Genomic DNA, 918 nt, shown 5'->3' on the forward strand with positions numbered 1-918 from the left:
CGTCGCTGGTCGTGCGGGCCCGCGAGCGAGGTGTGCTCTCCGACTACCAGTACCGCTCGATGTTCCGGCTGCTCAACGAGACCGGCCGCATGTATGGCCCCCGCCCCGGCGTGGCCGAGGAGATGCCCCGTCTCGACGGCGACGTACTCGGCCAACTCGCGGCCGGCGGCTACACCGCCGGTGAACTCGACGACATTACGCTGCTCACCGGCGCGCAACGCGGCGCGCTCTTCGGCGGAAGCGACAGGCCCGGCGCCCGGCACCTCACGATGGGCTAAACACCGGGCGCGATCGTGGGCTGGAATCGCACCCCGGTCCGCGACGAGCAGTGGAAAGCGCCGGTCCACTGGACCAAGCAGGGGCAAGCCCTTGCGCAGGACCACGCCGCAGGCGGCCGCCGATGCCGTGTGGGGAACGACAGTGGTGGTGCGCTCGGACGGGTCGTCCTGCGGCGCAGATACCTGCGTATCTACGCCGAACTGCGGTGGCAGACCAACAACAAAGAATGCAGCACGTACCTCTGCCAGGTATCAGGCAAGAGCCGAAGCGCAAACCTGGCGGCCGCCTGGCGGCGAGCGCACAGTCTCGGCCTGACCGCTGCCGGCCGTGACGCAAAGGCGGGATAAGTCATCGGCAAACACCACACCTTGCTGACCTCCTCGCCTGGTTGGTTACGCGATGGATGATGCCGGTGGTCAACGCGATATCGCGGAGGCGGCTACTTCGGCCCCCGGATCATGGTCCCGGCCTGGCTGTGCCAGTGGTGTGGTGCGTGCGGCCCGGACACCGTTGGCGATGACGACGATTTCGGCGAGTTCGTGCACCGCGACGACCGCGGCCAGGCCGAGCACACCGGTGAGGGCGAGCGGGATGAGCACTGCGATCAATCCCAGTGAGAGGCCGACGTTTTGGAGCATG

At 67.9% G+C, this 918-nt stretch carries 2 pseudogenes; one reads left to right on the top strand and one right to left on the bottom strand.

Annotation, left to right across the window (positions count from 1 at the left end):
- Positions 1-278: pseudogene (locus CWS39_RS28295) on the top strand (DNA-binding protein); the annotation flags it as partial.
- 417 nt (positions 279-695) lie between these two features.
- Here the strand turns inward: CWS39_RS28295 and CWS39_RS28305 are convergent.
- Positions 696-918: pseudogene (locus tag CWS39_RS28305) on the bottom strand (heavy metal translocating P-type ATPase); the annotation flags it as partial.

The sequence above is a fragment of the Mycobacterium hubeiense genome, assembly GCF_002838065.1.
Lineage (GTDB): Bacteria > Actinomycetota > Actinomycetes > Mycobacteriales > Mycobacteriaceae > Mycobacterium > Mycobacterium hubeiense.